General features: G+C 43.4%; 22 protein-coding genes. 10 read left to right on the plus strand and 12 right to left on the minus strand.

The window, feature by feature from the left end:
- Window positions 1–6: 6 nt before the first annotated feature.
- The 3 genes from ACXZ1K_RS15710 to ACXZ1K_RS15720 all read right to left on the minus strand — a co-directional run bounded on the left by ACXZ1K_RS15710 (window position 7) and on the right by ACXZ1K_RS15720 (window position 4,619).
- Window positions 7–894 carry a glycoside hydrolase family 25 protein gene (locus ACXZ1K_RS15710; protein WP_458970624.1) on the minus strand — a complete coding sequence of 296 codons (888 nt, stop codon included), beginning with the start codon at window positions 892–894 and terminating at the stop codon, window positions 7–9.
- Window positions 895–1,021: 127 nt separating this feature from the next.
- Window positions 1,022–2,395, minus strand: coding sequence for a dipeptidase (locus ACXZ1K_RS15715; protein WP_458970625.1), 1,374 nt, complete (start codon window positions 2,393–2,395; stop codon window positions 1,022–1,024).
- 25 nt (window positions 2,396–2,420) lie between these two features.
- Window positions 2,421–4,619, minus strand: a complete 2,199-nt coding sequence (locus ACXZ1K_RS15720) for a hypothetical protein (RefSeq protein ID WP_458970626.1) — start codon at window positions 4,617–4,619, stop codon at window positions 2,421–2,423.
- Between the two features lie 96 nt (window positions 4,620–4,715).
- Between ACXZ1K_RS15720 and ACXZ1K_RS15725 the strand changes: the two genes are divergently transcribed.
- On the plus strand, window positions 4,716–5,783 hold the full coding sequence (locus ACXZ1K_RS15725) for a glycoside hydrolase family 130 protein (RefSeq protein ID WP_458970627.1): 1,068 nt from the start codon (window positions 4,716–4,718) through the stop codon (window positions 5,781–5,783).
- Here the strand turns inward: ACXZ1K_RS15725 and ACXZ1K_RS15730 are convergent.
- The 3 genes from ACXZ1K_RS15730 to ACXZ1K_RS15740 all read right to left on the minus strand — a co-directional run bounded on the left by ACXZ1K_RS15730 (window position 5,690) and on the right by ACXZ1K_RS15740 (window position 10,633).
- Window positions 5,690–6,214 (minus strand): hypothetical protein, encoded by a 525-nt coding sequence (locus ACXZ1K_RS15730; protein WP_458970628.1) that lies wholly within the window; start codon window positions 6,212–6,214, stop codon window positions 5,690–5,692. The genes ACXZ1K_RS15725 and ACXZ1K_RS15730 overlap by 94 nt on opposite strands.
- Before the next feature lie 109 nt (window positions 6,215–6,323).
- Window positions 6,324–7,142, minus strand: coding sequence for an RpnC/YadD family protein (locus ACXZ1K_RS15735; protein WP_458970629.1), 819 nt, complete (start codon window positions 7,140–7,142; stop codon window positions 6,324–6,326).
- A gap of 287 nt (window positions 7,143–7,429) precedes the next feature.
- Window positions 7,430–10,633: a TonB-dependent receptor gene (locus ACXZ1K_RS15740; RefSeq protein ID WP_458970630.1), complete on the minus strand. Its 3,204-nt coding sequence runs from the start codon at window positions 10,631–10,633 to the stop codon at window positions 7,430–7,432.
- 197 nt (window positions 10,634–10,830) lie between these two features.
- Here ACXZ1K_RS15740 and ACXZ1K_RS15745 point away from each other — a divergent pair, with 197 nt between their 5' ends.
- Entirely contained in the window at window positions 10,831–11,763 is a 933-nt protein-coding gene (locus ACXZ1K_RS15745) for a glycerophosphodiester phosphodiesterase family protein (RefSeq protein WP_458970631.1), read from the plus strand.
- A 38-nt stretch (window positions 11,764–11,801) separates the two neighbouring features.
- On the opposite strand, the gene ACXZ1K_RS15750 is transcribed toward ACXZ1K_RS15745, so the two are convergent.
- Window positions 11,802–12,065 (minus strand): helix-turn-helix domain-containing protein, encoded by a 264-nt coding sequence (locus ACXZ1K_RS15750; RefSeq protein ID WP_458970632.1) that lies wholly within the window; start codon window positions 12,063–12,065, stop codon window positions 11,802–11,804.
- Between the two features lie 118 nt (window positions 12,066–12,183).
- On the opposite strand from ACXZ1K_RS15750, the gene ACXZ1K_RS15755 reads away from it, so the two are divergent.
- Genes ACXZ1K_RS15755 through ACXZ1K_RS15770 form a run of 4 tightly spaced genes read left to right on the plus strand, consistent with a single transcriptional unit; the run spans window position 12,184 to window position 16,620 of the window.
- A complete protein-coding gene (locus tag ACXZ1K_RS15755; protein WP_458970633.1) occupies window positions 12,184–12,399 on the plus strand; it encodes a hypothetical protein in 216 nt (71 codons plus the stop codon).
- A 32-nt stretch (window positions 12,400–12,431) separates the two neighbouring features.
- Window positions 12,432–13,622 (plus strand): HlyD family secretion protein, encoded by a 1,191-nt coding sequence (locus ACXZ1K_RS15760; RefSeq protein ID WP_458970634.1) that lies wholly within the window; start codon window positions 12,432–12,434, stop codon window positions 13,620–13,622.
- Between the two features lie 4 nt (window positions 13,623–13,626).
- Complete coding sequence (locus ACXZ1K_RS15765; protein WP_458970635.1) at window positions 13,627–15,966, plus strand: peptidase domain-containing ABC transporter; 2,340 nt, start codon at window positions 13,627–13,629, stop codon at window positions 15,964–15,966.
- 27 nt (window positions 15,967–15,993) lie between these two features.
- The gene (locus ACXZ1K_RS15770; RefSeq protein ID WP_458970636.1) at window positions 15,994–16,620 is read left to right on the plus strand and encodes a hypothetical protein; all 627 of its coding nucleotides are present in this window, start codon (window positions 15,994–15,996) and stop codon (window positions 16,618–16,620) included.
- A gap of 4 nt (window positions 16,621–16,624) precedes the next feature.
- On the opposite strand, the gene ACXZ1K_RS15775 is transcribed toward ACXZ1K_RS15770, so the two are convergent.
- From ACXZ1K_RS15775 to ACXZ1K_RS15785, 3 genes are all read right to left on the minus strand, one after another.
- Entirely contained in the window at window positions 16,625–18,061 is a 1,437-nt protein-coding gene (locus ACXZ1K_RS15775) for a TolC family protein (protein ID WP_458970637.1), read from the minus strand.
- Between the two features lie 135 nt (window positions 18,062–18,196).
- Window positions 18,197–18,442: a hypothetical protein gene (locus ACXZ1K_RS15780; RefSeq protein ID WP_458970638.1), complete on the minus strand. Its 246-nt coding sequence runs from the start codon at window positions 18,440–18,442 to the stop codon at window positions 18,197–18,199.
- Window positions 18,443–18,793: 351 nt separating this feature from the next.
- Window positions 18,794–19,027: a hypothetical protein gene (locus ACXZ1K_RS15785; protein ID WP_458970639.1), complete on the minus strand. Its 234-nt coding sequence runs from the start codon at window positions 19,025–19,027 to the stop codon at window positions 18,794–18,796.
- Window positions 19,028–19,288: 261 nt separating this feature from the next.
- On the opposite strand from ACXZ1K_RS15785, the gene ACXZ1K_RS15790 reads away from it, so the two are divergent.
- Complete coding sequence (locus tag ACXZ1K_RS15790) at window positions 19,289–20,392, plus strand: DUF6252 domain-containing protein (RefSeq protein ID WP_458970640.1); 1,104 nt, start codon at window positions 19,289–19,291, stop codon at window positions 20,390–20,392.
- Here ACXZ1K_RS15790 and ACXZ1K_RS15795 read toward each other — a convergent pair.
- Window positions 20,389–20,562 (minus strand): hypothetical protein, encoded by a 174-nt coding sequence (locus tag ACXZ1K_RS15795; RefSeq protein WP_458970641.1) that lies wholly within the window; start codon window positions 20,560–20,562, stop codon window positions 20,389–20,391. The two genes, ACXZ1K_RS15790 and ACXZ1K_RS15795, sit on opposite strands and share 4 nt — an antisense overlap.
- A gap of 297 nt (window positions 20,563–20,859) precedes the next feature.
- Between ACXZ1K_RS15795 and ACXZ1K_RS15800 the strand changes: the two genes are divergently transcribed.
- The 3 genes from ACXZ1K_RS15800 to ACXZ1K_RS15810 are packed head-to-tail and all read left to right on the plus strand — an operon-like array spanning window position 20,860 to window position 22,651.
- Window positions 20,860–21,681, plus strand: coding sequence for a helix-turn-helix domain-containing protein (locus ACXZ1K_RS15800; protein ID WP_458970642.1), 822 nt, complete (start codon window positions 20,860–20,862; stop codon window positions 21,679–21,681).
- Window positions 21,682–21,741: 60 nt separating this feature from the next.
- A complete protein-coding gene (locus ACXZ1K_RS15805) occupies window positions 21,742–22,104 on the plus strand; it encodes a response regulator (protein WP_458970643.1) in 363 nt (120 codons plus the stop codon).
- Between the two features lie 16 nt (window positions 22,105–22,120).
- A complete protein-coding gene (locus tag ACXZ1K_RS15810) occupies window positions 22,121–22,651 on the plus strand; it encodes a DUF892 family protein (protein WP_458970644.1) in 531 nt (176 codons plus the stop codon).
- 2 nt (window positions 22,652–22,653) lie between these two features.
- Here ACXZ1K_RS15810 and ACXZ1K_RS15815 read toward each other — a convergent pair whose 3' ends face one another.
- The gene (locus ACXZ1K_RS15815) at window positions 22,654–23,145 is read right to left on the minus strand and encodes a hypothetical protein (RefSeq protein WP_458970645.1); all 492 of its coding nucleotides are present in this window, start codon (window positions 23,143–23,145) and stop codon (window positions 22,654–22,656) included.
- Between the last annotated feature and the right edge of the window lie 82 nt (window positions 23,146–23,227).

Consider the following 23,227-nt stretch of genomic DNA (forward strand, 5'->3'; position numbering starts at 1 on the left):
GTCGGGCTATTTGATCAGCATCCTGCTAAAGGCCAGACTATCGCCATTAAAAGAATTAAAATCAACTACATGATTGATGCCGCTCACCTTCGCCTGATCAGAATGCTGCCAGAAATGCCAGTTCACGCTCGATGCTACCTTTAACTTGGGCTGATTGTAATGTGCAATCCAAAGCGGGTACTCGTCAAAGTGGCCCTGCAGGTAGTCCTTGTAGAACGATAATCCAGTATAAATAATTGGCTTCACGCCAGTTTTCTTCTCCACAAAGGTTAAAAATGCAGAAAGCTGCACACGCATCTTAGATGCCGGTATCCCATTCAATTCCTCAATATCACATACCGGCGGTAAGTCCCCAGCCTCAAATTTTACAGTCTGCAGAAAAAACTTCGCCTGCCATTCGCCAGACTTCTTTGGCAACAGGTAATGATAGGCCCCGCAAATAATCCCGGCCTTGGGCGCCTCCCTCCAATTGCGCTGAAAATAGGGATCAACATTGAAAAGCCCCTCGGTTGCCTTGATAAAAGCAAACTGGATCTTCACATCGTCCTCCTCCATCAACTTAACCTGCTTCCAATCTATTTTACCTTGATAATAGGACACATCAATACCATGGATCTGGTTTCCCTTAGGTATCCGGATGTTAAAACTCCTGTAGCTGCGATAATTTGGATCCTCTCCCCAGTCTTTCACCCAGCGCCAGGTAGAACTGAATCCTTTAATGATATAACCGTAATAAAAGGGCGAAAAAAGAACCAACAACAGACCTACGATAACGAACTTCCATTCCCTGGATAAGCCTTTACCTTTTTTTGTCACCCGCTTACGGGGAACCGGTTTTTTCTTTGGAAAAGCAGCAGGTTTGGGGATGGTCGACTTACGTTTAGGGGCTGGCATGTTAGCTGCAAAAGTACAATAACACGTTTAAAATAAAAACACCAATGTTCCTGATCGCATCCGCAGCAATTTATCATAGCTGCGAGGAGAGAAGGAATATTGGTGTTTTTATAAACTAAGGATAAAACTATCCTTTACTCAATTCCGCAAAATACTTATGAAATAAAGGAAGCGTTTCAATCCCTTTGTAATAATTATAAATGTCGTATTTCTCATTTGGCGAGTGCAACGCATCACTATCCAATCCAAAACCGAACAATACAGATTTGATGCCCAATGCACTTTCAAACAACGCTACAATAGGAATACTGCCCCCGCCCCTGGTTGGGATTGGTGCTTTACCAAAAGAATCAACAATAGCCTTTTCCGCAGCACGGTAAGCAGTGCTGTCCGTAGGCGTAACCACCGGTTCACCACCATGATGTGCCGTAACCTTAACTTTAACGGTAGCTGGCGCGATGCTTTCAAAATGCTTGGTAAATATATCAGCAATCTCTTCAGAGCTTTGGTTGGGTACCAAACGCATAGAGATTTTTGCATTCGCTTTGGAAGGAAGTACGGTCTTCGCACCTTCACCAATGTAACCGCTCCAGATGCCGTTCACTTCAAGTGTAGGCCTGGTACCCGTGCGTTCAAGCGTAGAATAACCTTTCTCTCCCCATTCTGAGGCGATATCCAAATCAGTTTTATACTCATCCAAATCAAACGGGGCAGAATTCAATGCCTTCTTCTCCTCATCTGTCAATTCAATCACCTTATCGTAAAATGCCGGGATCGTAATGTGGTTGTGCTCATCATGTAATGAAGCAATCATCTTACAAAGAATGGTAGCCGGGTTAGCAACAGCACCGCCATATACACCAGAGTGCAAATCGCGGTTAGGGCCAACAACTTCTACTTCCATATAAGCCAAACCTCTCAAACCGGTCTCAATAGAAGGGTTTTCCATACTGATCATTGAAGTATCAGAAATTAATACCACATCAGCCTTTAAACGGTCAACATTGGCGTTCACAAAAATCCCCAGGTTTGCAGATCCAACTTCCTCCTCACCCTCTATCATAAACTTCACGTTACAAGCCAGGGTATTGGTTTTCATCATCAATTCAAATGCCTTAACATGCATATAAAACTGACCTTTATCATCACATGCACCGCGGGCATAGATTTTACCGTCCCTCACGGTTGGCTCAAACGGCGGTGTTTTCCACAGTTCCAATGGATCAGCAGGTTGCACATCATAGTGCCCATAGATCAAAACAGTTGGTAAACTAGGGTCAACTATCTTTTCACCATAAACAATCGGGTAACCGGCAGTTTCACAGATCTCTACCTTATCGGCACCTGCTTCCTTTAACTTACTGGCCACATAATCCGCGGTTTTAAGAACGTCATCTTTGTATTTAGGATCCGCGCTTACCGATGGGAAACGCAACAACTCAAACAGCTCCTCTAAAAAACGCTGTTTATTTTCTTCTACATATTTTTTGATCTCTTGCATGGCAAATGAATTTAGGCAAATATAGTTATTTCGTAAAAAGCACGGTACAATCTCCGGGAATAACATACTCAAGATGGCCACCAGCTGCCGGTCTAGCTTTTAATGGCTTCCGCTGCCCTTTTACAGTAACCTCAACTGCCGGGATCTTCTTCCTTCCGGTTTTCACCAGCAGCATTCTGCATTCCAATCGCCCATCACCCAATACCTTAAATTTAATTTGTTTCCCGCTTTGTATTTCGAATCCAGAAGTCGGGTAATCCACATAAATCATGAAATCCTCACCCGGCACTTCCAGGTAATGTCGTGGCAAGATCCCAAAGGCATTTCCCGCGCCGTATACTTCCTGACCAACAGTCCCGGATTTCAACCAGCCATCTTGCAGATCCTCCAATGCAATCCATAATTTAGGGTCTACCTCACCTATCTTCGGCGTTACCTCCAACATCTCATCGGGCAACATGGTAGGATAATAGTACACTGCCCGGTTTACCACGTACCTGATAAATTCGGCGAGCAAGAGCTTAACGGATGGCAAAAGGTCTACTCCTTCGGCATGCTTCAAATAGTCGTGTAACGCGCAAAACACCTCCTGCTCTTCATAAGCCGCAGTATAAGGAGCGTCGTTCAATGGGTAAAGAGAAAAGAATTTAGGGAAATTTTTACCATAGCCATAATTACAATCCCACAACTGTGTGTTTCTAAATATTCCGGCCAAACAGCCATAACTCAAATCCAGATACAACTCATTTTTGGTCAGCTTATATAGCCTAAGTAAGGCGCCCGCAGCAAAAGCAGTGTTGTTGGCTTGGTAAAATAGCTCAAACCCATATCCAACTAATGCCTTAGCTGCTTTTTCAGCCTCGTTCAGATAACGTTTGTCTTTAGTCAGCTCCCATGCCTGCAACATCACATGGGCATAAATGCCGGCCACATCCTTCTCACCGCCTTTGCCTTCCGCAGTTTCCGCTTTTACTACTTCAAGCGTGTCCATTTTGTAAAATACAGGCCATTGGTACTTAAAGTGATGGGCTACTTTTATCGCAAACTCCAGAGAGTTCATAAAGAGTTCTTTAGCAACTTTATCGCCTTTTAAAGCCAGTCGGGATAGATTTAACAGGGGGTGATGGAGATACCAGGAATCCATTACCTTAGGTACTTTTTGCTCTTCCTCCCCTTTCAATTTCCCCTCCGCAGCAGGCAGCCAGCGCATAATGGTGCCCAGTTTATTATCGTAAAAAGCAGGCAAGCCTTCTTTAATGGTCTTCATCACCTTCAGTTCTTTTTTACTCCACTCTACATAGTCCAGTAAGGGTAGTAATACCGCCAGCTGCACCATAATCTCCGGTGGTGTCTCATAATCACTCACGTAAGCGTTGAAGTATTTGTGGCCGGCTACTTGCGACCAGCATCCGGGGCTTTCTATCAGGTCCTTCAAGCCCTTATCCAGTATCTCCGGCCAGGGCTGGTAACTGGTAGCTGGTTTCGGTAACAACAAGTAAAGCCTCGCCAGCATGTTCAAATACTGCCTGGCCACATCGGCCTCCGCCTCTGGTATCTCCTCAGTAAAGCACACCAGGGCATCGCTAATGGTCACCTCTTTTCCTGCCAGCAATGGCTTTTTGGTGATGGGTAATGAAAAACCAAGTTCCGGCCATTCTCCGCCGACTGAATCTCCCAGGGATGCTTCCGTTTCATCACAGTACTCAGAAATAGCGGTCAGGTTTTGCAAATAAAATATCGATGCCGATCGTGGCCTGGTTTGCGTTAAATAGATAAATCCTGTCCGCGTTCCAAACTGACTCGCATGGATTTTCCCTGCCGTATCCTCTTCCTCACCTGTTTTTGATACAAATAAAATATCCTTAGGCCAATAAGGAATCATCAAATCGCGAAGGGGTAACAGTATTGTCGTATACCGCAGTACCGGCATTTCCTGGGCTTCGTCTACAGCAATTTTCACTGTTTGCGTACCATAAGCGGTCTCCAATTCCAGTTCCATTCCATAAGCGGTTTCCCTAGCGTTGGCGACCTTCGGTTGCAGCGGACTATACGCACAGCGAAAACAGGAAGTTCCACCATTTGGTAGGTCTACCTTCACCCAGATGCCATCGTTTGCAGCAATGATGTAGAATTGAAACTTGCCAGAAGTTAGGCGCTTTAAAGGTTTATCGGCTGCAACAAGATCACTACTTGCCAAAACAGCCCATGGGGACAATGCATTCATACAAGTGTATTTAGTAAGTGTATATCGCTTTCAACTGCTCCGCTAACAAGAACATTCCTAATTTGTTTTTGTTAACAGATAAAATCCATCGTTACTATGAAAGATCTTGCCAAACGTTTCCCACAAAATCCATTGCTCCTCCCTAAGGATATTAAAGCCAGTGCTGAAGGTCTGCAAGTCATCTGCTTGCTCAACCCCGGTGTTTTTACCTTTAAGGATAAAATCTGGTTGTTGGTTCGCGTGGCCGAAAGCGTAAAACAAGTAGAAGGCTGGGCATTCATACCGGCTTTAAATGATGAGGGTAAACTGGAGATCATTGAGGTGCCCTTGAACGACCCTGATTTAATCGCAACTGATGCCAGGGTATTCAATTACCAGGGACTGGATTACCTCACCACCGTCTCTCATCTGCGTTTATTGAGCAGCACAGATGGAATTAATTTTAAAGAGGAAGAAGGCTATCCTGGAATTTTTGGAAAAGGAAAACTGGAGCGCTACGGAATTGAGGACTGCCGGGTTAGCTTTTTGGAAGGACTGTATCACCTCACCTACACTGCGGTATCTGATAGTGGAGTAGGCGTTGGTTTACAGACCACGGCCGACTGGCAGCATTTTGAACGTATGGGTATGATCTTGCCGCCCCACAACAAAGACGTGGCAATTTTTACAGAAAAAATCAATAACAAGTATTACGCCCTGCACCGGCCAAGCAGTAAAGATATAGGTGGCAATTACATCTGGCTTGCAGAATCGCCAGATGGGTTACACTGGGGAAATCATCAATGTATCCTAAAATCCAGGGCGGGAATGTGGGACAGCGCACGCGTTGGCGGTGGTGCCGCTCCTATCAAGACTCCACATGGTTGGCTGGAAATCTACCACGGGGCAACAGCAGAACACCGGTATTGTTTAGGAGCATTCCTGATGGATTTGAATGACCCTTCTATAGTATTAGCCAGAAGCATAGATCCAATTATGGTACCAACAGAGAATTACGAACTCAGTGGTTTTTTTGGTTTCGTTGTATTCACAAATGGGCACCTGGTTGATGGCGATCAGTTGACCATTTATTATGGCGCAGCCGATGAGTTTGTTTGCGGGGCAACGTTTTCAATTGCTGAAATTTTGGATTCACTACTTTCCCCTGCCTCAATTAACCGGTAAGTTAACGTAGCAAAAACAGCAAACACCACATGTGCCGGAATGCGCTGCAGGTAAAAATTGGTGTAATCAAGGGAAGGTGGCAAGGGATGAATTTTAAAAGTGGCTTTCCAGATCAGTAAGCCAACAATTCCGCTGGCCAATCCCAGCAGCAGACCGTTTCGCAGGTTGTGTTTTATTTTTCCCGTCTCCCACAGTTCTACAAATACGGCAGCAAATACAAAACCCATGGCGTAATGCGCACCCCAACCGGCAATTACCTTCGACCGCTTGGAAAGAAACGGCGCCAGTCGCCCAATCATCGTGGCCAAATGTTCCGGCTCCCTGTAGTTTTCAGTACCGATTAGGGTCATCAAAGCGCTACCCGCAGTCATAAAAGTGGTACCACCTATACCGGTTATTAGTGTTTTCTCAGCTTGGTTCATCTTTCTCATACAGATCACTTTCTGTACGCATAACAACAAGAATTCCAACTAGTTTTACAGGATTTACGGTTTGAAGGAGATTCTTCAAGAAATTACCTAGATATACATTTTAGGTTTCCTACTTATTATTTAATTCTTGTCGAACTTTAGCAACGTACGCTACCGAGACTTCTGCAATTCGGGCAGCTTGTTCATCAGAAAAACCAAGTTCTAGAATTAAGTTTTCTACCACTGCCTGACTTTTCTTGGCTTCTCCTTTGCGATAAAAAATGTCGTTTTCTTCTTTAAAAAATGTAGTTACAGATTGCATAGCTTTTTCAAATTGATGTTCAACGTTGGTTCGCAATTGCACAAATATACGCAATTGCTTAAAATATTTATTTCTTGTTAGATTACTTTCAGTAGCATTAATTTCGTCTATTATACTCTGGATCACGACAGACGGGGGATCATCCCCCATATCAGCTAGTATTCCCAACATCCTTACTTCAGGATTTTTTGTTTTGAGGAAGAGCTTGTGGCTGACTTTCGAAATTCGGATCAGCTCGTAATTATATTTCAGGTTAGGAGTCTCAATCTTCGAGGTCATTGTCGGTTTGATTTCTTTTAGAAATATAACAAACTGCTTCACGGGAATTTTGTACCTACGCATTAGCATGATACTATACTCAGCCATTCGATAAACCATGTCATTTTCATTTTGTACCTGAAATTCAACGTGAAGGATGTAAATGTTTCCCTTGCTATCCGTTATCTTTTTTAAGGCATCTGGTTCTCGTTCTTTAGTATGCTGGATGTCATCGGGTATTTCCTCACTTTCGATAACGTCAAGACAGAGCAGTTCTTTTATGATAACTGGCAGTGTTTGCTCTAGGTTTTCCTTTATGATCTTGTCATATTGGTTAGTTTGTTTTTTGTTGTTGTATCGGTCTGGCATTAATCAAGCTAATAAAATAAAGTACCCACCAATTGGGGTGCGGAAGTTCTCACTGTTTACCTGAATTTTCCACAAGTAACGCATCGATACAGACTCCGATAAGTTAAATCTTTAGTGGCTCAAACTTAGTAAAAAACAACCATAAAGATTATAAATTATCTTAAAATTAATATATTGATAATTAAACTAGAGAAATAAAATATTATTCAAGAATTTGATAACTTTTTAAATCAAAAAGCCCGGGAGATATTTACTATCCCCCGGGCTTTTGATGTCAATGAGTAATCCTAAAATCCGTATCTCAAACCGAATTGAAATTGGTAAGGGTTTCCAGATGGAACCACAATACCTGCGTTATTCACCCGATAGTTAAAGCTCTTAGTGGCTGAATCGTAGTTTGGAACTGCCGGGATGAGCGGAGTAGTAGCTGTTGCCTTTACTTCTGCTTTACCATTCAGGGCATATAGCGCCTGCGATCCTAAACTTTCATTCACACCCCACTTCTTGTTAAGCAAGTTGGCAAAGTTGAAAATATCTCCAGAAAACTCAAGAGTATGCGTTTTATAAAGCTTCACTTTCTTAGCTACTCTAAGGTCAACAATCCCGAAAAATTTGTTGATACCGCCATTACGCTCTGCAATCTGTCCGGAGTATTTAATGATGTAATCTTTTAAACTCTGACTAGCTGCAGGATTATCAAGGATGGTCTGCAATCCGGTACGTACATTTTGTGGTACGTTGGTATTGTTCCTGTCAAAGATATAAGCCAGGTCGTTAGTCGCTACAAAGTCGCCATTGTTATTGGTTCCTGATAGCAAGCTGTAACGGGTACCACCAATTCCAGAATAACGCACACCAATGGTCACGCCATAGAATGAAGGTAAAGTACCATAGATAACCACTTTATTTCTGAACTGGTTATCAGAATAGGTCATGTTACTCAAATTTCTTGGGTCGTCTTTTACGGGTAATGATAAGGTTGCAGAGTTAGCTACGTTACCGTTAAAGGAAGTGTTATCTCTTGCATCATTCAAGGTATAACTTGCAAAAATCTGCCCGTCTTTGAAATAGTTCCAGGTTGCATCCAATACTACCGCAAACTGGTTCACTTTTCCTTTACTGTTCAGTTCCAGTACCCTGCCGAAGTTGTTGCTGATGCGGCCTGTTTTCCAATCCGGACTACCGTTACTTGGCATCACAGGAACAAACACACCACGGTTGTCTTCGTTCGGCAGCGTAAAATATGGTGTTGCAGCCATATTGCGGTCTACATACATATAGTTATTGCGACCAAGCGACGCATATCCTGTAATACCAACCTTTAGTCTGTCGGTCAGGAACTTACTGTAAGAGATATTCGCTTTATACACTACCGGTATCTTTGCATCTTTAGCATAAGTATTGATGGTAGGCAATTGAGCAGCGGTTACCGTTGGCGCTTCTACCGTACCATTCCTGTAACCCGGGAAATTCGGTGTTGGTACTGCAGCACCAAACACGTCAACCGTAGCCAAATGTTTACCGTCAAAAGTTAAGTTGTTTATGGTAACATAATTGTTTACATCAGATCCAAATATACCTGCTCCAAAACGTAAAAAATCTGTCCTGTTCTCATTAATGTCCCAGTCAAACTGTATTCTTGGTTGCACCAGGAACTGCTTCAAACTATAATCTGTCCTTACATTCAGTTCGGTCAGCAATTGCTGGTTCAATGGTGATTTTGGATAAGCACTGTAATCCAAACGCAAACCGCCAACAAAGTCTAAGCCCCTGGCCAGTTTGGTTTGCATTTGTCCATATACCGCCGCATTCCAGATGTTCGAATAAACGTTCAAATCAGCTACAAGCGGTACTTCGCGGTAATACCTGTTGGGCACCAAATTGTTAAAGTTCGTTAGAGAATTGGCTGTTGTAGAGTTGGTGTACTCAAACCTGCCGTTTACCTCACTACCGTATAAAGATTTGGCCCTCGTGTACATGATGTCTGCACCGAAGGTGAAATTGATCTTATCCGTATTGTAATACAAGTTATCAACCAATTGGAAAACATTGTTGGTGAAACCTTCTTGTCCAAAACGGTGACCGCCAATCTGAATGGCAGTAGCAGCGGCAGAACCGTCTGACAGTACAGATTGTACGTTACCAACAACCGCTCTTGGTATGGCAAACCCAAGCTGATCGTTTTGCGTACTCGCCTGGAAGGTATACAAATGCTGCACCTTCAACTCATTGGTCAATTTACTGCTCACTGTAGAACGTAAGGTAGCCAATAAGCTATTGTCCACGTTTTTATCTGTTCCATAACTCTCATACAAGTTCACCGCAGTATTGTCGGCCAAACCTAGTGGATTTCTGTCATTGGTATAGTTATCACGAACGGTCAATAGGTTCTTACTATCAATCTGCCAGTCTAAACGGGCAAAAGCAGCATCACTTCCACGCTTTTTCGGGAAGCTTCCGTACTGGTCGGCGCTGGATACTCCATATTTTGCCCTGGCGATGCTCACGAACTTGTTCAGCGTATCTGGACTCAACCTAAACCTCAACTCATCTGCCAAACCTTTGATGTCTGCAATGATCAGCGGGCGTGAGTCTTTTTGGTGATCCAAACCAACAAAATAGTGCAATTTGTCTTTAATGATCGGACCGCCCAATGTGAAACCGTACTGATAGGTAGAGAAATCATTATCACGTTTAATACCCCTGATGTCGTACGGACTGGCCAGCCAGTTTGCTCTTCCATACATAAAAGCGCTACCGGTAACTGTGTTGGTACCAGATTTGGTTACTGCAGTTACAGAACCACCACCAGATCTGCCAAAGGTCACATCATATTGGTTGGTCACTACCTTAAATTCCCGTACCGCCTCAATAGAGATGGAATAAGGTGCACCGCTCCTGCTGGTGGTACTACCAGATGAAGTTGGGTTCTTTGCATTCATACCGTCGATGGTATAATTGGTAGAAGAGGCCAGCTGACCAGCAATACCGCTACCGCGACTCAATGGCGATAGGTCCATCAAGTTGGTAAAGTTACGACCGTTTACCGGAAGCTGGTTCATGGTCTTGGCACTGATCTCTGTAGAAGCACCAAAGTTTTTAACTTTATTCTTCAGGCCTGAAGCATTCACTTCAACACCCTCTAAATTTTGAGAGGCTTCCTGCATTTCAACGTTTACTTTAACCAAATCACCAAAATTCAGCATAAAGCCGCTCCTGGTTTGGTCGCCGTAACCCATAAAGCCCACCTTTACGGTGTATGGTCCGCCCAATGGAAGTTCCTTAAATAAATACCCCCCTTTAGAGTCGGTAGAAGTTCTGGTCGTGAAACCTGTAGAAGTGTTCTTTACCTCCACAGAGGCTCCCGGAATGGGCTTCTTAGTGGCGTCGGAAACAATGCCGACAATAGATGCCTGCGTAGTCTGTGCCTGCAAAGGATTGTTTACAAAGCAGCACAACAGCACGATTGCGAATAGTAGATTTTTTAACATAGTTGTGGATTGAATTTATACTGCGAAGGTGTCGTTCTCGTATTAACTGAAATCCATTTATGCGTTAAGAAACTATTGTTTAAACTGAAATTTCTTGACCATATGTTAAGAAAATATGTAGGATCTGCTGGGGGTATTTGCCTTAAATTTAATACTGCTTTAACTTTCAGCACAAACCGGGTTAAGTACTTTGTACCATGAAAAAGAAAGTCTTACTCAGCCTAATTACTGGCGTAATCGCATTAAATAACGTTTACGCACAAAAACAAATCGATATCCAGGGCCACCGCGGCGGCATGGCGCTCATGCCGGAGAATACCATCGCTTCCATGATCAACGGCGTAAAGCTAGGTGTTAAAACACTTGAACTCGATGTTGTGATCTCGGGCGATGGTAAAGTTGTCGTTTCCCACGATGCCTATATGTCTTCAGATTTCATGCGCAAGCCGGATGGTACAGACATCAGCAAAGAAGAGGAACGCGGATTATACCTTTATAAAATGACCTACGATAGCATTAGTCGCTACGATGCCGGCAGCAAACCACATCCGCGCTTCCCTGCACAGGCCAAAATGAAAACCCGCAAGCCGTTGTTAAGCGAATTGATCGACAGTGTAGAGGCCTATGTCAAAGCCAATAAATTGAAGCCAGTCTATTATAATATTGAAACCAAAATTGCTCCTGCCGGTGATGGCATCTATAACCCTACCCCTGATGTTTTCGTAAAAGCAGTGATGGAGGTCATCAACAGCAAATCCATTAAAAACAGGTTAACCATACAATCCTTTGATGTCAGAACACTTCAGATCTTGCACAAGTCCGAGCCTAAAATTAAACTGGCGCTCCTGGCATTCGGAAAGGCCGATGAAAGAACCAATATGAAAGGCGGTTTGGATTACGACCTGGAGAAACTCGGTTTCGTACCAGACATCTACAGCCCGTATTACCTTTCGGTAGATTCAGCTATGGTCAATAAGGTACATCTAGCTAAAATGCAGATCCTGCCTTGGACAGTAGATGAAGAGAAAGACATGATTGCACTCGTAAATATGGGTGTTGATGGCATCATCACCAACAGTCCGGATAAGCTGGTGAAATTATACGGCAGCTACCAAACCAGCAAAAAGTAATTCCTTTGAGATATGCTCCGGAAGCTGGTTTTATCGACTTAAAACCGGCTTCCCCCGGCAGCGCCAACCAGTTGGAAACCATCCAGGCACATCAAAATTTGCATATCCACTTCCAGTACATCCGCAATCTCCATTAATCGGATCACGGTAATGTTTCCATATCCAAGTTCCAGCTTACTGTAAGCGTTTTGAGATATATTTAGTTTCATGGCCAGGTAATCCTGTGTGTAGTTTTTAAAAATTCTTACTTTTCTAATGTTGCCTGCAACGGTCTTGGTTTTTGAATCTAACAATGACTTCATAGGGTAATTTGGTTGATATTCCTGGGGGCTATACGTTTTTTTTCTTGCTCAAGTAATCTAAAAAACATTCGATCCCTTAAAATGTTTTTCTCTAAAAGTGTTTAATAACAAACCTATTATGGAACAGAGAGAATTAAGCAAAAAGGAGCAAGCGCTCATTAATGGTGGGAGTGCAAATTTCATCACCAGTACCGCAGTCAATATCGGAACCGATAGTTTGGTATCATTAACCTACTCCTATAAATCGGGCGATAAAGAAGGCACCTACACCCTGGAAGCAGGGAAAGATATCGACATCAACCTTGGTGCAAATCTTAATAACGACGCTCAATAAATGGTGTCAACTCAGCATTAACTGCCGGAAACATGAGTAACTACGAGAAAATTTTTCCGGCAGCTTTTATATCACAAACTACGGAATACCATTTTCATAAATACAATCCATATACACTGGTTATTTACAGGTGTGTACTGGGCATCGTGTTGGTAAGCCTTTTTGCCATGTTCTTCATTAAGGTCAATATCAATGTTAAAAGTGCCGGTGTGATCAAATCGCAATCAGAACACAACGAGATCAAGTCGCTGGTCTCAGCCCGCGTAGATTCTGTTTTTGTTAAAGAAAACATGCAGGTTAAAAAAGGGCAGGTATTGGTAAAATTAAAAGCTGATGCCATCAACCAGCAGGATGCGGTGGCCAGAACCCAGCAAAGCGAGTTTAAACTCCAGCTGGAAGATCTGGAAATTCTTGTAGCCATTGCCAGGAACAAGAACTGGAAAAACCGGCCAGAGTTGAAGTCTGCCCTATATGGTCAGCAGTATGTAGTGTTCCTGCAACGCATTCGCGACCTCTCTTCTTCTGCCGAAGCGACCTCAAGAAATTACAATCGCTATAAGTATTTGTACGACAATAAAGCGGTTTCGGCTGCCGAGTTCGATGTCGCCCTACTCGGCTATCGCAATGCGCAAAGCGCGCTGCAACTTGTTTATGATGAACAGGGCAGCAAATGGCAGTCTGAACTGGTCGCCTTAAAAAGCCAGGTACGTGGCCTGCAGTCGGAAGGAGAATCGGTTAAGGAAGAGAAAGACTTCTATACCATTCGGGCGCCCATTAGCGGTACCATCCAAAGCCTTAAGGGTATTCAGCCGGGAAGCTTACTGGCCGCTAACGAAAATATCGCAGAGATTTCTCCTGATGGCGGCCTGATTGCTGAAGCCTATGTGTTGCCTAAAGATATCGGTTTGGTACATGTAGGCACGCATGCCAACTTTCAGGTAGATGCCTACAATTACAACCAATGGGGTATGCTGGAAGGTAAAGTGCTCTCCGTATCCAATGATATTTTTGTGGTCGAGGGTCAGCAGCCTTACTTCAAAGTACGCTGTAAACTGAATGCCGCCGGACTAAAATTAAAAAATGGCTATGTGGGCTACCTGAAGAAAGGAATGGGTTTGCAGGCCAATTTCTACGTCACCCGCAGAACCTTGTTTCAACTCTTGTATGATAAGGCTGATGATTGGTTAAACCCGGGTAGAATCCCAGCTAAAGAAAGCGAATGATCAGATGGCGAAAATAGACAAAATACTAGACTGGATAGGCCATCTGGGCGATAGGTGGAACAAAGCTATCGCCCAGAAGCAGCAACTGAAGCGGATCAAGATCCGGCAGCATGACATCATGGACTGCGGGGCGGCCTGTTTGGCCTCTATCTGTGCCTATTTCAAGCTGGACATGCCCATTGCCGTCATCAGGCAATATGCCTCAACCGATACCAAGGGCACCAACGTGCTTGGCTTAATCGAAGCTTCTGAAAAATTAGGACTTTCCGCTAAAGGGGTGAAGGGTGATTTCGACAACCTGAAGGACATTCCCGTACCCACCATCGCGCATGTGATCGTCAGGGAACAGCTGCAGCATTATGTAGTGATCTATGGTTATACAGATGAATTCATCAAAATTATGGATCCGGGTGATGGGGAGCTCCACGAAATGCCCCACGAGGAATTTAAGAAAATATGGACCGGGGTATTGGTCCTCGTCGCCCCTGCAGAAAACTTCGTAGAGGGAGATAAAAAATTCACTGTAGAAAGCCGCTTTCTGTTCCTACTCCGACCGCACCGCGCCATGCTGCTGCAAGTGCTGTTGGGCGCCATTGTCTACACCATCCTCGGCCTTTCCACTTCCATATTCCTGCAGAAAATCATAGACCATGTCTTGCCGGATGCCAACCGCAACCTGCTCAACCTGATGGGAACAATTATGGTGGCAATTATTGTCATACAGATTTTCATCAACCATTCGCGAACGCTAATCACCATTAAGACCGGTCAGCAAATTGATACCCGCCTTATCCTGGGATATTACAAGCATTTGTTAAGACTTCCACAAAAATTCTTCGACAGCATGCGTGTGGGTGAGATCATTTCCAGGATCAACGATGCGGTAAAAATCAGGTCTTTCATTAACGAGGTGCTGGTTACTTTTGCAGTAAACATCTTTATCCTCATCTTCTCTTTTGCCCTAATGTTTACCTATTACTGGAAACTGGCACTGATCATGCTCCTCATCGTTCCTTTGTTCGCAGTCATCTACTACTTCTCCAATAAAGTGAACAAGAAAACGCAGCGCAAGCTGATGGAAAATGCAGCCGATCTGCAAACACAGCTGGTAGAATCTGTCAATTCCATCCCAACCATTAAAAGGTTCGGACTGGAAGATTTTGCCAACTTTAAAACAGAAACCAGGTTCATTAACATGCTGCAAACGGTGTTTCAATCTGCAAACAACTCCTTGTGGATTGGCAATGCCAGCACTTTCGTCAGCAGCACGTTCACCATTATCCTGTTATGGGCAGGTTCTGTCTTCGTGCTGGATAAGATCATTACCGCGGGTGAGTTACTTTCCTTCTATTCCATTATCGGTTACTTTATGTCTCCCGTAGCTAGCCTCATTGGCATGAACAAAACCCTGCAGGATGCGCGGATTGCAGCAGATCGTCTGTTTGAAATTATGGATCTGGACCAGGAAGCGGTGGAGAACAAGAGCGACCTCACGCCAGACATGTTAGGCAACATACAGTTTAGAGATGTTCATTTCCGGTACGGCACCAGGGTGTCTGTTTTTGAAGGGTTGAACCTGGAAATCAAAAAAGGAGAAATTACCGCCATCGTTGGCGAAAGCGGCTCCGGGAAAACCACGCTGCTCTCCCTCATGCAAAACCTGTATACATTGGAATCGGGTTCTGTTTACATCGGCAGTTACGACATCCAGTACATCACCAACCAAAGTCTCCGGAAAATCGTTGGTGTTGTTCCCCAGGATGTCCACTTGTTTGCCGGTAATGTGATCGAAAATATTGCTATCGGCGATTTTGAACCAGATATGAAACGTGTGGTGCAAATCTGTACCGAGCTGGAAATTATTGATTTCATTGAGCGGCTCCCGGCAGGTTTCAATACCTTCCTCGGAGAAAACGGCACCAATTTGTCTGGTGGTCAGCGGCAACGCATTGCCATCGCACGCGCGCTTTACCGGGATCCTGAGATTTTAATATTGGACGAGGCGACCTCCTCGCTCGATTCAGAATCAGAGGCACATGTACAAAATGCAATTAATTTACTGCGCGACCAGCAAAAAACCATCATCATCATCGCCCACCGTTTAAGTACCATCATGAATGCCGATAAAATTGCAGTGTTACAAACCGGAAAGCTCATTGAGGAAGGAAAACACAGTGAATTGCTGGAAAAAGGCGGGCAGTATGCCAATATGTGGAACAAACAATTTCCCTCCGCAGAAAAGCTGGAAAAAAATGCGGCAACCGCTAAAAAGAAAACTAAATTTGTAAGAGCAGCAAGTAGCCCGCTCAAAGCAAAACAAATTGTAAATAAAGACGTTAAGTAAATAAGGTATCATCAAATTGTTGTGATCATGAAAAAGTCAGCAGGTTTATTGTCGGTAGTGTTGTTAAGTAGTGCATACGCCATGGCACAGGATGCAGATTCCCTCAACCGCACACAGCGCAGGGGAACAATCCGGGAAACGGTAGTCGCCAGGGCTGCGGTATTAAAAAGTCCGGGCTTGCCTGCAAATCGCGATTATACCAAACCTGTGGTCAGCAGCTCTCTAAACACAAACGCTGTCAACCCTTCTGTAAACAGGCCTGTGGTACAAATGAACCGCAACTTCAATTATGCATCAGGCACCTACAACCAGGGCAGTTACCAGGGCCAGATCACTCCTGCCGGTGCAGCGCCTGTTACTCCAAATGCATTTAGTTTACCTTCAATTGTAGGGCCAACACCAACGGTAGCTCCGGTTAACCTGCCAGTGGTAACACCGATAGTTTCGCCTATTGTAACGCCGATCGTCAATCCAATTGTGCCGGTCATCACGCCAATAGTAAACCCTATTGTGCCCATCATTACCCCGGTAACCAATCCGCTAACCCCGGTCATTACACCTATTGTTACGCCATTGGCACCCATTACAAATCCGGTAGTTAAGCCCTTGTTACCCATCATCAATCCGCTTTTACCCGGATTTCCGAGGAAGTAGTGAATTAGTTGGCAAAGGAAATCTTGTTTCCTAAATAGTAGTCTATCAATTTACTTTTAAAGATCAGGTCGTATTTCGATTGGATTACGCTAAACTCAGCTACATTCCTATCGGTCAGCGCAATGTTTACGTCCAGGCTATTCACCAAACCTACCGTATACCGCTGTTGCATTACTTTGAAGGCATTCACCGCTGAGGTATAGGTTACCTGGGCAGAATTGTATTTCTTAATCGCTGCCTGCATGTTCCAAACCGCTTCGGCAACAACCTTCTTGATGTTATCTTTTGCCAACAACTCTGTCGTCATCGCATTTTGGTATTCAATCTTTGCCTTGGTCAGGTTAATGCGTGAAACCATACCATTTAAGATAGGTACGTTTAAGGTCAGACCTATCGCCTGACTAAAATTTCTGTTGATCTGGTTGCCAAAGGAGATGCGCTGCGTATTGTAAGTTGGTGCTACTACCAATTGGTTAGTCCCGTCCACCACGCCAATGGGTTGGTATCCTGCAATATCTGGCAAAAAGTTTCTTTGGTTATTGGAATAACTGGTATTAAGGTTACCCAGTAAAGACAGCGTTGGCGACAGCCGGCCCCTGGCCACATCCACCCCTTTCTCATAAGCTTTCCTGTTGTTGATGGCCAATAACACATCCGGAAATGATTTTAGGGATTTATCATAAACCTCCGATTCCGTATAATTGGTATTCAGATTAGTTAGTTCCGATTGTCCGGGTTCCATTACCGCAAAAGGCAACGAGGGGTTACGCTGCATCAGCTGCGATAAAAACAGGTACGACCTGTCCATTTCAATTTGCGCATTGGTCACATTGAGCTCTGCACCCGCCACCTGAGATTTTGCTTGCGACAAATCTGCCAGCGTTTTCTGCTTTATTTTAAAGAAGCTTTCTTCCTTTGTCAGCTGTTCCTTCGCCAGCTCAAGTTGTTGTTGAGAGGCGGTAAGCAAATCACGGTTAATCAATACCTGTAAATAGGTAGAGAGCACAGAAAGGGTCAGGTCATTTCTCACCTTTTTGGTATTGTTCTTATCCGCCTCCAAAATAAATTTGTTCTGTTTGATGAGGTTTAACTTTTGAAATCCCTGGAACAAAGTCACATCTGCCAGCAAGCTACCTTGTGCAGAAATCACGGCCCTGTCTACAAACTGGTAAGTAGTTGGGTCCAGACTGCGCCCATTTAAAGAATATCCGGTGGCGTTAGCATTTAAAGTTGGCAATAAAGTAGCCTTGGCCAGTCGCACATTTTGATAACTCAATTGCTCACTGTATTCTGCCTGCTTAATCTGCAGGTTATTCTTTAACATACTGTCTATGGCCTGGCTCAGGCTAATGGTTTCCTGTGCATGGGCTTGGCCAAAAAAGATGAGGAAAGTAGAAGGGAGCAAAAATTTCTTTAACAACAGCGTAGATACTTTTTTCATATCAGTATTTAGATTAACAACCAAACGAATTTTAAAAACAGACAAATGCCCCATAAGTTTTAAAGGACCGGGCAAATTTTGAAGTATAAAAAAAGGGCAACTGATAGCTGCCCTCTTTTTATAAACTAAATAGAATTAAGAAGTTAACTTCTTAGAAATTGCACCAAGATCTGCATTGATGCCGTTACCTACTGAAGTAGATGAAGAGCTAGACTCATCACCATCCTGGCTGCTTGAAGAAGTCGACAACAAGTTTCCGATTCCTACTGATCCGGCCAGGCCGCTATCACTTGATGAATCGTTCCCTCCTAAAAGGCCACCGCCGTTAGTTTCTCTTAATTCTTTCTCTGTCAGTTCATTGTTTTGTTTTTCGGTATTCATGGTAGTATGTATTTAATAATGCCTACTCTGTTTAAGGTTTTCAGCTTTCCCTATTTGTGATTCATATAAACAGTTACAAACCCAAGGCCAAGAAATGCCAAAAACAACCAAGCAGAATACTTTATTCCGAGTGGTTTTTCATTACTTCAATTTAATCCCATTGGTTGTATAAAACGTTCTATAACAATCATATACCATAAAATTTACCAAAGATAAATACCAAATAAAGGACAGTAAAAAACGAGGTGTAAGACGGCGATATTAATAAAGGAATGAGCAGTAGGAACAAGAAAAAAGGGCTGATCATTTTTCAATGACCAGCCCCTCTTATTTTTAGAAATTTGCTGCGAATTAGCTTCGCAAGCTGTTGAACACTCCGCCCAAGTCTAAATTAATCCCGTTTCCGATTGAGGTTGATGAAGAGCTTTCCTCATCACCATCTTTCGAATAAGATTGAGTTGACAATAGGTTTCCGATTCCAACATTTCCCAGTAACCCACCGTTAGACGATGAATCGCTGTTGTCAAATAAACCACCTCCGTTAATAGCGTTTAATTCTTCTTGATTTAATTCTTGAAGTTTCATAACATTTTCTTCTTTAGTGTTTGCCTACTCTAAAAGGTTTTCGGCGTGCCCTGTTAACTAAACTGAATTGCTTAGTTGCTATAATAGGTACAGAGATAATGCCAAAAAAGGGCCAAAATACAGCAAGTTAACAACGGGTAGCGCTAAGTTATTCGCCCGGGTTGTGCGAAAATGAAAACCGCCCAATAAGAACAAAAATCCCCCAATCTGCGGGATTGTCAAACATCCGTTCACGACTTATTTTTGTGTTAAAATACGAACATGAGAAAAGTCTTCATCGGATTCTTGCTCTTAACCATGGTCATCATTGCCTGCAAAAAGAATCCAGTGACCAAACAGCCGGAAATTCAGCCAACTAAAGGAAAGGTTTTTGGAATCATAAGCCCGGTAAATTCGGCGGCGCAGCTTACGCTGATCAATTCGCAAAACGTACAGGCGGATGCTTACACGGTAAAGCCAGACGATAAAGGCTATTTCATCTTTCCTGAAGTTACCGAAGGTCATTATATCATTTCCATCACCCAAACAACTGGCTATATAAAACCACGTGATACTACTTTTCTAATGCCAAAAAGCGGAAACATAGATTTAGGTAACCTTAAATTACAACCCACTGTTACTGTAGTTGAACCCGTTAAACCCAATCCTGTGGATGAAGGTAAGGTAAACATTACCGGGAAATTTTACCCCGCTGATGCCGCTATAGTGGCTTACCTGGATGGGAAACTTGGGCATTACTATGCAGAACCCGACCGCACCACCGGCTTGTACAACTTTAAGAACGTTCCTGAGGGCGAGTATGAACTCAGCTACATAGCCACTGCAGGTTACGTTGCACCGGTAAAACGGAGCATCAGCATTGCAAAAAATGTAAACACAGATTTAGGTATTCTTACTTTTGCACCTAACCAGCGTGTGTCTCAATTGTCGTTCAAGCTTTCCAACACCGATCTCGCATTCGACACCTACCTCAACAACTTCTATAAAAATACCGGCATCAGCGTATCCTATGTTGGCTCAAAACTGCAAATAACTGGCAGTTCCTCCTCTGGAAGCTATCAATCCATCACTGGCATCCGCACTAAAAGGCTAACCATCAAGCTTGATGGCGTTACTGGTCCGGGCACCTATATATGCCAGGGAACGGAAAGTTCCGAAATCCTGTATACCGACAAGGCAACCGCTGGATTAACCTACTCCATTGATGTGGGCAGTGATAAAGAATCAGCTAAAGTCATCATAACAGCGTTCGACCCTGCTGCCAAAACCATCAGTGGTACATTTTCAGGAACCTTAAGATCAAAGACCGGCACAAAAACAACCACTCAGGAACTCAGCACCGGCATTTTCAACATCAAATATTAATCTCCTTCCCGTCCTTTGTCATCGCTTCTCCTCTTTGTCATTGCTCTCCTCTTTGTCATTGCGAGGAGGCACGACGCGGCAACCGAGCCCTTCGCGAGCTCAGCGAAGCTAATCTCCTTCTCCTCTTTGTCATTGCTCCTCCTCTTCGTCATTGCTTCTCTCTTTGTCATTGCTCCCCCTCTTTGTCATTGCGAGGAGGCACGACGCGGCAACCGAGCCCTTCGCGAGCTCAGCGAAGCTAATCTCATTTCTGATTCTGCACCCTTTCTAACCCCCCCTAAACAACGGCCAACAACAAAACAACCCCAACCCGATGTGCACAAAACTGCCTAAAATAGCCCCAAACTTGACATAATAGGCTAACTATGTCTTAATTAAAAACAATTTAGGCAAAATTTGTATTCACCATATCGTAAGTAGAGTTAACAATCACATAACGGGAATGACTATGCAAAGTAATAACTGGTATGAATAAGTTAGATTCCAGTACAGTATTTGATCTTGAATATTTTTTCCAAATAACGCCCGACCTGGTATGCATTGCCGGGTTCGATGGCTATTTCAAAAAAATCAATCCAGCGGTGTCAAAAACACTGGGGTATTCAGACGCGGAATTGTTTGCTGTACCTATTGCCAGTTTTATTCACCCAGACGACCATGCAACTACCGCCTCCAAAAGAACAGCCTTAATCAATGGAGAAGCCTTGCTAAATTTCGAAAACCGGTACTTAACTAAAGATGGAAATACGGTATGGCTCTGCTGGACTTCAGTTCCGGTGATGCATGACGAGGTGGTGTTTGCCATTGCAAAAGACATCAGCTATAAAAAACAACTGGAAGAATACGAGCGGGTTTCATCAATACTCGAAATGATCAATGATGACCACGTTAAAAGATTTAAGCCATCTCCAAAGCCATACTCAGCTTCTGCAATCAAGTATACCATTAAGAACGATGATTCACCATCCAATGCCAATCAATTGTGGCTAAACAGTTTTGAGGGCATTGTGCGTAAACATGCCGGTCAGCCTAATCTCAACCTGGCATTCATCAGCAATGAGCTGGCGGTCAGTCAGCGTCAGCTGTTCAGGCAGGTAGAAGGAATCTTAGGCATTACACCAAACAAGCTGGTACGGATCATCAGGTTGCAACTGGCCTGGGAGGCCATTGCCTCAGGTAAATACCGTACTATAAAAGAAATATCCAACATTGCCGGTTACAGTTCTCGCACACACTTTAGCAAACTCTTTACAGAAGTTTACGGAATCAACGTTACAGAGCTCCTTTGAAAACAAAAATTTAAACAAAACCGAACCCTAAAATTTAACCAACCTAAAAAACGATTATAAATGCCCAAACGGATATTGATTATTGATGATGACGAAGATATACTGACGATTTTTGACTTGATATTTGGTGAGGAAGGTTATGAAACCATATTGTACCGCACCGGAACCACAATAGATGAGATCAAGATCTTGCATCCCGACCTGATTTTGCTCGATGTCCGCATTTCGGGATACGCAAAGAGCGGCGATGAGATCTGCGCAGAAATAAAAGCCGCAACAGAACTGGCAGAAATTCCTGTGCTTTTAGTGTCAGCAGAAATAGATGTGAATTTACGTGCGGATGATTGCGGAGCGAATGGCTATATTAGCAAACCGTTTGACATCAATAACCTGTTGGCAAGAGTCAAGAGCTACATGTCTTAATACGCTTAATATATTTATGGCCAAAGAAAGTTCTCAAAACCACCGGTCCTGGAAAAAAATTAACCTGGGATCAGAAAAATTAAAATTATTCTTTATCAAACATTTGGATCGGATCTATGGAGCAAAACTCCATCTCGTTTCCAAATTGCCAAATCTGGCAAACGAGGTGGAATTCACTGATTTAAAGAATGCGATAGAAGAAACCGTAGCAGATGTAGAAAAGCAAATTGCCAGGATGGAACTGATCTATTCCTTGCTGGATGCAGAAGTTTCGAGAGGCAGTATCCATGGCCTTACGGGGCTGATACAAGACGCCTATGAAGCCATTGCCGAACAACATGGCGAACCGGAACTACGAGACCTTTCCATCATTTTCTACCTGCAAAATATTGAAAGTGTAGAGATGGCCTCCTTCCAGATCCTGCAAATGGCAGCAGTACGGTTAAAAAACAAACACATCAACCAATTGCTCAAGGAGAACTATGAAGAAGCAAAGGCCGACCGCACCCTGCTCCTTCTCATCTCTTCCAAATACATCACCAACTAATCTCACCACGATCGTTGCCTATCATCCCCATCCGCAGCAGCTAATAATTCTTCTGCATGTTGATTAACATAGTTCATGAACCCATCCAAATGATCGAATACTTCTGGTACTTCATTACTATGGGTAATAAAAGCACCATTTACTTTTGTAATGCCATTGACCACCATAAACTCCAGCATCGTCCCATTCACTAGAAAATCCAAATCGAAACTTAGGTAAGCTTTACCATTACGGTAGTTTTGCCACAAATAGTCAATCGTGATCTGATCTAAATCTTTTACAGTTTTGAGCGTAAAGGTTTTGAGTAACTCTTCTCTTTTTAGATACATCACAATTTGTGTACTCGATTCTTCTATATCTGTTAAATATCCATGAAGAGAAACATCATCTCCCCAAAAAACAGTGACGTTATTTCGATTTGGGAATGTGTTATTGATTTCATTCATGAAGTCATAGTAACCTTGTAGATTTTCTTTTTTGTTGTTGGTATTCATTTTGTACTTTAATTTGTATTTTTCAATCCAAACTCCATTTCCAATTCAACGCCACTCAAAGAAACGTCCTGAAGTTTAGTAT

It is taken from the genome of Pedobacter jaeyakensis, assembly GCF_054461315.1.

Excerpts from the sequence above, each read along its gene's own strand:
- ACXZ1K_RS15725 (WP_458970627.1), top strand. The coding sequence starts at position 4,716 with ATGAAAGATCTTGCCAAACGTTTCCCACAAAATCCATTGCTCCTCCCT.
- ACXZ1K_RS15770 (WP_458970636.1), top strand. The coding sequence starts at position 15,994 with ATGAAAAAGTCAGCAGGTTTATTGTCGGTAGTGTTGTTAAGTAGTGCA.
- ACXZ1K_RS15730 (WP_458970628.1), bottom strand. The coding sequence starts at position 6,214 with ATGAGAAAGATGAACCAAGCTGAGAAAACACTAATAACCGGTATAGGT.
- ACXZ1K_RS15735 (WP_458970629.1), bottom strand. The coding sequence starts at position 7,142 with ATGCCAGACCGATACAACAACAAAAAACAAACTAACCAATATGACAAG.
- ACXZ1K_RS15750 (WP_458970632.1), bottom strand. The coding sequence starts at position 12,065 with ATGAAGTCATTGTTAGATTCAAAAACCAAGACCGTTGCAGGCAACATT.
- ACXZ1K_RS15715 (WP_458970625.1), bottom strand. The coding sequence starts at position 2,395 with ATGCAAGAGATCAAAAAATATGTAGAAGAAAATAAACAGCGTTTTTTA.
- ACXZ1K_RS15765 (WP_458970635.1), top strand. The coding sequence starts at position 13,627 with ATGGCGAAAATAGACAAAATACTAGACTGGATAGGCCATCTGGGCGAT.
- ACXZ1K_RS15740 (WP_458970630.1), bottom strand. The coding sequence starts at position 10,633 with ATGTTAAAAAATCTACTATTCGCAATCGTGCTGTTGTGCTGCTTTGTA.
- ACXZ1K_RS15710 (WP_458970624.1), bottom strand. The coding sequence starts at position 894 with ATGCCAGCCCCTAAACGTAAGTCGACCATCCCCAAACCTGCTGCTTTT.
- ACXZ1K_RS15755 (WP_458970633.1), top strand. The coding sequence starts at position 12,184 with ATGGAACAGAGAGAATTAAGCAAAAAGGAGCAAGCGCTCATTAATGGT.
- ACXZ1K_RS15745 (WP_458970631.1), top strand. The coding sequence starts at position 10,831 with ATGAAAAAGAAAGTCTTACTCAGCCTAATTACTGGCGTAATCGCATTA.
- ACXZ1K_RS15760 (WP_458970634.1), top strand. The coding sequence starts at position 12,432 with ATGAGTAACTACGAGAAAATTTTTCCGGCAGCTTTTATATCACAAACT.
- ACXZ1K_RS15815 (WP_458970645.1), bottom strand. The coding sequence starts at position 23,145 with ATGAATACCAACAACAAAAAAGAAAATCTACAAGGTTACTATGACTTC.
- ACXZ1K_RS15805 (WP_458970643.1), top strand. The coding sequence starts at position 21,742 with ATGCCCAAACGGATATTGATTATTGATGATGACGAAGATATACTGACG.
- ACXZ1K_RS15800 (WP_458970642.1), top strand. The coding sequence starts at position 20,860 with ATGAATAAGTTAGATTCCAGTACAGTATTTGATCTTGAATATTTTTTC.
- ACXZ1K_RS15790 (WP_458970640.1), top strand. The coding sequence starts at position 19,289 with ATGAGAAAAGTCTTCATCGGATTCTTGCTCTTAACCATGGTCATCATT.
- ACXZ1K_RS15720 (WP_458970626.1), bottom strand. The coding sequence starts at position 4,619 with ATGAATGCATTGTCCCCATGGGCTGTTTTGGCAAGTAGTGATCTTGTT.
- ACXZ1K_RS15785 (WP_458970639.1), bottom strand. The coding sequence starts at position 19,027 with ATGAAACTTCAAGAATTAAATCAAGAAGAATTAAACGCTATTAACGGA.
- ACXZ1K_RS15775 (WP_458970637.1), bottom strand. The coding sequence starts at position 18,061 with ATGAAAAAAGTATCTACGCTGTTGTTAAAGAAATTTTTGCTCCCTTCT.
- ACXZ1K_RS15780 (WP_458970638.1), bottom strand. The coding sequence starts at position 18,442 with ATGAATACCGAAAAACAAAACAATGAACTGACAGAGAAAGAATTAAGA.
- ACXZ1K_RS15795 (WP_458970641.1), bottom strand. The coding sequence starts at position 20,562 with ATGACAAAGAGAGAAGCAATGACGAAGAGGAGGAGCAATGACAAAGAG.
- ACXZ1K_RS15810 (WP_458970644.1), top strand. The coding sequence starts at position 22,121 with ATGGCCAAAGAAAGTTCTCAAAACCACCGGTCCTGGAAAAAAATTAAC.